Annotated in this window: 4 protein-coding genes; 1 reads left to right on the top strand and 3 read right to left on the bottom strand. The window is 60.7% G+C overall.

The genetic code is table 11. The features are described 5' to 3' along the window. Positions 1 to 526: 526 nt before the first annotated feature. The 3 genes from AC5RVY_RS14235 to AC5RVY_RS14225 all read right to left on the bottom strand — a co-directional run bounded on the left by AC5RVY_RS14235 (position 527) and on the right by AC5RVY_RS14225 (position 4,009). On the bottom strand, positions 527 to 991 hold the full coding sequence (locus tag AC5RVY_RS14235; protein ID WP_493955354.1) for a hypothetical protein: 465 nt from the start codon (positions 989 to 991) through the stop codon (positions 527 to 529). Between the two features lie 1,748 nt (positions 992 to 2,739). Further along, positions 2,740 to 3,156 carry a RidA family protein gene (locus AC5RVY_RS14230; protein ID WP_493955353.1) on the bottom strand — a complete coding sequence of 139 codons (417 nt, stop codon included), beginning with the start codon at positions 3,154 to 3,156 and terminating at the stop codon, positions 2,740 to 2,742. Beyond that, positions 3,140 to 4,009, bottom strand: a complete 870-nt coding sequence (locus AC5RVY_RS14225; RefSeq protein WP_493955352.1) for a helix-turn-helix transcriptional regulator — start codon at positions 4,007 to 4,009, stop codon at positions 3,140 to 3,142. Before AC5RVY_RS14225 ends, AC5RVY_RS14230 begins: the two co-directional genes overlap by 17 nt. Before the next feature lie 156 nt (positions 4,010 to 4,165). Here AC5RVY_RS14225 and AC5RVY_RS14220 point away from each other — a divergent pair, with 156 nt between their 5' ends. After that, positions 4,166 to 5,629, top strand: a complete 1,464-nt coding sequence (locus AC5RVY_RS14220) for an MFS transporter (protein ID WP_493955351.1) — start codon at positions 4,166 to 4,168, stop codon at positions 5,627 to 5,629. The last annotated feature ends 371 nt before the right edge of the window (positions 5,630 to 6,000 follow it).

The following is a 6,000-nucleotide window of genomic DNA, read 5'->3' as shown; positions in this document are numbered from 1 at the left end:
CGCCCAATCCTCCACTGTGATCACCCACCCAATCGTTTGGAACGGGTGGCTCAGTTTTCAACCGTCACAATGGCTCACTTTTCGACCGTCACCGACAAGGTCTAACCACTCAAGCTGAGACAGTGAGGCCAACAAGTTCGAAGGCATCTTTACCGCCCAGAGGGTTAGGCGACGGACACCTGATAGCCACTCCAGATCGGAGAGGTCGAGCGATGCATGGTCGATCCACACGTCGTCCTCGGAGCGCCACTTGGCAGCAGACTGAGCGGACTTCCGTTGAGCAACCATGAGCCGAGTATGCCGCAGAACCTCAGGCCACGACACACAGAGACTGCCCGTGAGTCCGCGGGGACTAGCAAAAAGAGAACAGAATTAGGATTCGGGCCATACGCGTTCACAGAAGAACGCGAACAGACGGGACCATCACCAGCTCAGAATCGTCCCGTTGGCCGCTCGGCGTGCGCCCGGTGGAGGATCGGTTATCGGGCGCCTTGGCTCTCGGTCGAGCTGGCTTAGTTGAGTTGAGTCAATCAAAGGCGTGAAGGTATCTATCCACGTCGGCCCAAATCTCAGCGTCGGTCCTTGGAGGAATGTAGTTGCTGGTTAGCTCGTCCCATAGGTTCCACAGGACGTATGCTTCAACGGCGTCTCGGTCTGCATATTCGACCTCTCGAAGGTACGTAACGGCGTCTCGGAGGACTTGCCCTCGAGTTCGCTCGCCTGCCCTCCATGAGGCTAGTTCGTATTTCCAGATCAGTGGCCATCGGTTTTGGAGTGGAACGGCCTGGATGTCTAGTTCCTTTAGGGTCGCCGTCCATAAGTCGCGTATGTCGTCCGGGTCCTCTTGGTCGGCGCCTGCAAGCATGCGAAGGTTCTCAGAATCCATGCCATCGGCCAGCCACTGGGCAGCAATGTCAGGGAAGTCCCCAACCGCTAACAAGCCAGAGGCTAACAGGGCCATAGCCTGGGCAGGGGTCGGCTGAAGCTTCATTTGATCAGCCTTCCATAGATGCCTCGCAACGTAAGCGCCCTCACGCAATTCGGGTCGACGAGTGGACCTGGTGAATCGGCTGTGGCAGAGCATGTCCGCTGAGGGATCCCCCTGTGGGAATCCCAAAAATAGGACACTATCTTGCGTTTCGCGATTTACACTCGGATGACTTTCTTCCCCTCAGGAGTTGAGATGCGGTATCAAGATCCGTCGTGGTGGCAATTAGGGTTGCTGTATCTGATCTGCGGAACAATCTTCTGGCCCCCGCTGTCCACGACCCGCATGGTCATGGGGATTGTTTTCGTCGCCATTGTGACCGTTCTCCTGATCCTCAAAATCATCCGAGGTCGCTCAACTACCAGGCCTCGTTCTTCGTCCGTTGAGCGGCCCGGTTAGCCTGCGGTTGTTGTGCGAGGATGCGGGCGAGAACAGATCCTAGCCCGGGCCACCGTGGCCATACGCTGAAGTCCCTATTCCGTAAGGTCTGGACGAAGGGGGATGTATGGACCATCGATCCAAGGGTCGGACGAAGGAATGGGTTCATCCGACAGTAAGACGAGGAACCATTCTTTGGACCACTGCTCCCGGGTAGCCGGTTCGGGAGAGCTGCCCGCACCTCGTCCCGTAAGCCGGTCGCCTCCGTGCCATTAGCGGAGGGTGCTGGCCGCTCCAGGAAGCCGCCATCGAGTCCTAGGTGATGCTCGGCGTGTCCCCGTGGGGTTGGGTTGGAACACTTCGCTCACGACGTTTCAGTTCCAACCAAGCAAGCGTCGCTTGGTAGAAGCAGACGAGGGCACAGGCAAAAGCTGCCACAGCTACCCATGTGCTCAGCGAGGTGTTCCACTCGAAGAGCAGGACGCTGCCGAGAACGAGGCTAGTACCAATGAGAAAGCGGCTCAATCTCAAGGAACTCAGTTGAGCAATTGACGATCGCCGAATCTTTTCTCGATTCATGCCTAAAGATAACAGGGCTGTTCCGGAACTTCGACAGCTTCTAGCGGCGACAGGTTAGGTGACGAGTAACCCAGTGGCGCCTACCGTCCGAAGAGTCGGCAGCCCGCAGGTCGTCCCAATGGAGGTCCCAATAGAGGGTCCCTTAGCGCGACAACCTGGATCTGACTTGCGGTTTTGCAGAGGTGGAGTTTTGAGGTGTCCCGTATACCCTGCCCGCAAAACTGCCCGGTGAAGGTGCGCTAAACGCTACACGCAATTTGTCTCGAAACCCTTGGGAAACGATATGTCTCACGCATCGAACGACGGCCCTTCACGGGAGCGCGCGTCGAGATTGCGAAGAGGTGAGCTTAGGGCGAAGTTTCGTCTGAGTAGGCCACACCCCAACCTGACAGAGGGGGCTTGTCGGGCCCCAGAAATAAGGGACTTCAATCCCAGTCCACTGAGAGGCTGGGCCCGCCGCCCGCTGCCAGGGACAATTCTCATGGCTTATCCACCGCTACTACTGCTCCGGGAGCTAATCCAGGGGCTCCCAATATCCAGTCGTGGATAACCCAAATTGACCCACTGTGGACGGATAGTCCTCCAGCGCAGCTTGTCCGAGCCTCGGCAGGTTGACGGAATATCCGTTATCGGCGGTCCAAAATGAGTGGGGAGTGGCCACATAAAGGGGCCGTCTTCCTACCTTCCGATGAGGGATCTGTCGGCCGTCGGCAGTACTGCCTGCGGGTCTGCATCGATGACGTAGATGGTGTCGAAGCGGTCGGTAACCGACGATTTTTGATGGTGCTGCCCCTCTAGGCATCCGGTGATGCTGGAATCTGAACCGTTGCCTCGATCTGGACCTTAGCGCTCAAAGGCAGCCCAGCTGCCTGGACGGTGGTCCTTGCCGGAAACGGCTGGGTGAGTCGCTGGGGATAGACGGTGTTGATGGCGTCGAAGTCCTGGTAGTCAGTCAGGTAGACCGTGGTGCGAATAATGTGGTTCATCCGCAGCCCCAGTTCATTGAGCAGGGTCTCCAAGTTGGTCAGCATTGTTTCGCATTGCGCGGTGGCGTCCCCTGACACCAGGGCACCGCTTGAAGGGTCCTGGCCGATGATGCCCGCCGTGTAGCCGGTGTTTCCGTGCTGCACGAAGTGCGAGAAGGGCGCAGTGGACTGATAAAGCTGGCCGCTGAAGTGGTGACTGATGGTTGTTTCATATTGCTTGGTCAAGGCTCGACCCTTCCCGTGCAATGGTCAGTGGTGCCCGCTGCAGCCGTGTCAGGGCTGCGGCAACTTCGCTTCCTGGCTCAGCGGTGTAGGTCAGGACGCGGTGGCCGGAATCGTCCGGCATGGTCAGGACCTCGAACCCCAGCTCCAGTGAACCAAGCTGGGGGTGGGTCAGGGTCTTGTGCCCGGACATGCAGTTCTCGACGGGGTGTTCGGCCCACATGCTTGCGAATTCCGGGCTTTTGAGGGTCAGTTCCCCCACGAGGCCTGCAAGCTCTGTGTCGTCTGCGAAGCGTCCGGAAAGCAGCCGCAGGGACGCCACTGCCCGGCCGGCTTCGGTGCGCCACTGCGGGTACAGGGCCCGCGTGCCCTCATCCAGGAAGAGCATCCGGGTCATGTTCGGCCGCTCCGCCGGCGTGTCCGGGGCGTCGAAGTCCAGATGGCAAGCGACGAGCCGGTGCCCGGTCTGGTTCCAGGCCAGGACTTCCGTGCGTTTACCCAGCATCACTGTGGGGACATTGCCCATGGCATCGACCAGGCGTTTAGTTCCGGGCCGTACCTGATCCGGTCTGCTCCGCATGGTCCTGGTTGCGCGGCGCCTGGCACCGGAGAGGTCCACTAGGTGTTTTCTTTCGACCTCGGTCATAGCCAGGGCGCGGGCCAGCGAGTCGATGACGGCATCGGAGGCATTGACGTGCTGGCCCTGTTCCAGCCGCGCGTAGTACGTCACGCTCATGCCGGCCAGCATGGCCACTTCTTCCCGGCGCAGTCCCGGCACCCGGCGGGCGCCGTAGTCCATCAGCCCAACGTCGGCCGGGGTCAGCGCTGCCCGTCGTTTGCGCAAGAAGTCGCCCATGCCTGATTCATTCACATCCCCGAGTATTCACGAACAACCCGGAACCTGGGTAGCACTGCCAGTGCTACCCACAACACGGCGTAGCTGTTACTGCCCGCCGTCGGCAGGGTGGAGAGGAAAATCCACCCACGCACCCACTGATTGGATACTCCCGCGATGACAGCGAACGACACCACACCCCTCTCCCAACTCACCGCACCACCGGAACCGCCTGGCCAAGAGAGTCCTGTCCGGATGTCGGGGCGGCAGCGGCTGGTCATGGTCCTGCTGCTGACCGCGAGTTTCACCCTAGCCGTGGATTTCTCGATCCTGAACGTAGCGCTCCCACGGATCGGGGCCGATGTTGGGTTCTCCCTGGAGCACCTGCAATGGATCGCCACGTCCTTCGCTCTGTGCGCGGCGGGGTTCACCCTTTTCTTCGGCCGGGTCGCTGACCTGTTCGGCCGTAAACGGCTCTTCATCGCCGGTATGGCGCTGCTTGGCATCGGCTCACTGGTTGGCGGGCTCGCCACCGACCCCGGCCTGCTCCTCGCCGCCCGCGTCGCCCAGGGCCTGTCCACCGCCGCCGTCACCCCGGCCGCGCTGTCGCTGCTCACAACCTCCTTCCCCGAAGGCCCGCTGCGGGACAAAGCACTGGGCCTGAACGGGTCGCTGATGGCTGCCGGGTTCACCGCCGGCGCGATCCTCGGCGGACTCCTGACTGACCTGCTGTCATGGCGGGGGGCGTTCTTCATCAACGTCCCTATCGCCGTCTTCGTGCTGGTGCTTGCACCCAAGCTCCTCACCGAATCGGCCCGCGGCAACAAGACGAAGCTCGACGTTCCCGGCGCGGTCACTGCGACCCTTGCGCTGTTGCTGCTCGTCTTCGGCCTGACCATGGCCGGCGAAAAGGGCTGGGCTGACGGACTGGCCTGGGGACCGCTGGCAGTGGGCGTGTTCCTGTTCGTCGTGTTCTTTTTCATCGAGAAGAACACAGCATACGCGCTGGTGCCCGTGACCATCCTGCGGAGGAACAACATCGCCTGGGGCAACATCGCAGGGATCCTGGCGTTCGCCACTGAAACGTCTCTGGTGTTCGTCCTGACCCTCTACCTTCAGCAGGTCCTCGGCTACACCCCGCTAGGGGCGGGGCTGGCATTCGCGGTCCTCGGCATCGGCACCGTCGTCGGTGGAATCATCGCCCCGAAACTGATCGGCAAACTCGGCAACAAGAACACCATTATCACCGGCCTGGCCGTCCAGGCCGCTGCCACCGGCTCCCTGCTCTTCATCAACACCGATCCGGCATCCCTGGTCATCGTGCTGATCGCCACGTTCGTGGGCGGCGTCGCGAACCTCGCAGCGATCGTCGGGTTCATGGTCACCGCCACCACCGGGCTCCCCGACACTGAGCAGGGCCTTGCCACCGGCCTGACGACCATGAGCCAGCAGATCGGCATAACGATGGGCATCCCCGTCATGAGCACCATCATCGCCGTGTCCCTGCTCCAACACGGCACCAGCAACGCCGCCCCGGACCAGGTGCTGGGCGCGGTGCTCCCGGCGATTGGCATCAATGCTGCGCTCTGCCTCGCAGCGGCAATACTGGTTGCCCTGTTCCTCCGGAAGCCCGCACCCTAAATCCCCAACCGGCGCCCGGCCAGGCAAGAATCTTCGTCCAACCGGATAATTCCAACTCCTTTGTGTCGGAGTGCTAGTCACCCAACACAGCTACACCTACTACACCGTCGCTCTCAGCAAGGATGTCCCGTACGGGCAGATTCAAGAGCGTCGGCTTGCGTTGGCAGATGCCTGGACGGAATTTGTGAACGGCTTCAACTAAGGCAATGAGGGCCGCCGGGCCTTCCTACTCCGCTTTGGACTTCCGTACACCTGCTGGATGCCGCGGTATCGAAAGCGCCACAAACAAGCCTCCTGGGCATCCTCCTGCTATAAGTTCGATCGGTTGAAGTACACCCCAACCTGATGAACTTGTGCATGTGCTCTTGACT

The organism is Arthrobacter sp. Ha26 (genome assembly GCF_059091705.1).
Note: the sequence above shows the minus strand (reverse complement) of the source record. Positions and strands in the feature narration are given on the sequence as shown.